The sequence below is a fragment of the Romboutsia sp. 13368 genome (assembly GCF_018336475.1).
Lineage (GTDB): Bacteria > Bacillota > Clostridia > Peptostreptococcales > Peptostreptococcaceae > Romboutsia.
Genome location: NZ_CP048741.1, coordinates 2498696 through 2500193, shown reverse-complemented (window position 1 = coordinate 2500193; position 1498 = coordinate 2498696). Strand labels below are relative to the sequence as shown.

General features: G+C 48.7%; 6 tRNA genes and 2 rRNA genes (1 of these 8 only partly in view). All 8 read right to left on the bottom strand.

The annotated features are described in order from the left end of the window. Positions 1 to 62: 62 nt before the first annotated feature. Positions 63 to 146: transfer RNA gene (locus tag G3997_RS10705), tRNA-Leu, on the bottom strand. Positions 147 to 166: 20 nt separating this feature from the next. Next, a tRNA-Tyr gene (locus G3997_RS10700) sits at positions 167 to 251 on the bottom strand. 4 nt (positions 252 to 255) lie between these two features. Then, positions 256 to 330 (bottom strand) — tRNA-Thr (locus tag G3997_RS10695). Between the two features lie 4 nt (positions 331 to 334). Then, a tRNA-Asn gene (locus tag G3997_RS10690) sits at positions 335 to 410 on the bottom strand. A gap of 18 nt (positions 411 to 428) precedes the next feature. Further along, positions 429 to 505, bottom strand: a tRNA-Asp gene (locus tag G3997_RS10685). Between the two features lie 90 nt (positions 506 to 595). Continuing rightward, a tRNA-Glu gene (locus tag G3997_RS10680) sits at positions 596 to 670 on the bottom strand. A 3-nt stretch (positions 671 to 673) separates the two neighbouring features. After that, positions 674 to 790: ribosomal RNA gene (rrf, locus tag G3997_RS10675) — 5S ribosomal RNA — on the bottom strand. Between the two features lie 134 nt (positions 791 to 924). After that, a 23S ribosomal RNA gene (locus tag G3997_RS10670) occupies positions 925 to 1498 on the bottom strand (it continues 2331 nt past the right edge of the window).

The following is a 1498-nucleotide window of genomic DNA, read 5'->3' as shown; positions in this document are numbered from 1 at the left end:
TAGAAGGGCGTTGCTCTATCCAGCTGAGCTATGCACCCACATTATATATTGTTTGATTAAAGTGGTGCGGATGAAGGGAGTCGAACCCCCACGCCGTAGGCGCCAGATCCTAAGTCTGGTGCGTCTGCCAATTCCGCCACATCCGCATTTTACTTTAATATATAGTTGGTGGAGGATGGTGGATTCGAACCACCGAAAGCAATGCTAACAGATTTACAGTCTGCCCCCTTTGGCCGCTCGGGAAATCCTCCACGTTGGAGCTGGTGATAGGAATCGAACCTACAACCTGCTGATTACAAGTCAGCTGCTCTACCGTTGAGCCACACCAGCATATTGGCGGGAATAACAGGACTCGAACCTGTGACCCATTGATTAACAGTCAATTGCTCTACCAACTGAGCCATATTCCCGCGATATTTAATTAAAGTTGGCGACCTGGAAGGGACTCGAACCCTCGACCTCCAGCGTGACAGGCTGGCATTCTAACCAGCTGAACTACCAGGCCGCAAATGGTGGGACTAACAGGGCTCGAACCTGTGACCCCCTGCTTGTAAGGCAGGTGCTCTCCCAGCTGAGCTATAGTCGCATATTTAATTGGTGACCCATAGGGGAATCGAACCCCTGTTACCGCCGTGAAAGGGCGGTGTCTTGACCGCTTGACCAATGGGCCTCAACGTGGCTACGTGCTACTCTCCCAGGCGGTCGCCCACCAAGTACCATCGCCGCTAAAGAGCTTAACTTCTGTGTTCGGTATGGGAACAGGTGTATCCTCTTTGCTATAATAACCACATTATATGTTTGCCCTTTTCTTAAGGACAAGTATAATATTAACATTTTTAATTAATAATGTCAATACTTTTTATAAAGTTTTTTTCAAAGTTAATACTCTGAAAACTGCATATCATTTAATTTTCCATCATTATTTTGGTCAAGTCCTCGACCTATTAGTATCGATAAGCTAAATACATTACTGCACTTACACCTTCGACCTATCAACCAGGTAGTCTTCCTGGGGTCTTACCCTTACGGTGGGAAATCTTATCTTGAAGTTGGCTTCGCGCTTAGATGCTTTCAGCGCTTATCCATTCCGTACATAGCTACCCAGCCATGCCCTTGGCAGAACAACTGGTACACCAGAGGTACGTCCATCCCGGTCCTCTCGTACTAAGGACAGGTCTTCTCAAATTTCCTACGCCTGCGACGGATAGGGACCGAACTGTCTCACGACGTTCTGAACCCAGCTCGCGTACCACTTTAATGGGCGAACAGCCCAACCCTTGGGACCTACTACAGCCCCAGGATGTGATGAGCCGACATCGAGGTGCCAAACCTCCCCGTCGATGTGGACTCTTGGGGGAGATAAGCCTGTTATCCCCAGGGTAGCTTTTATCCGTTGAGCGATGGCCCTTCCATGCGGTACCACCGGATCACTAAGTCCGACTTTCGTCCTTGCTCGACCTGTATGTCTTGCAATCAAGCTTCCTTTTACCTTTACACT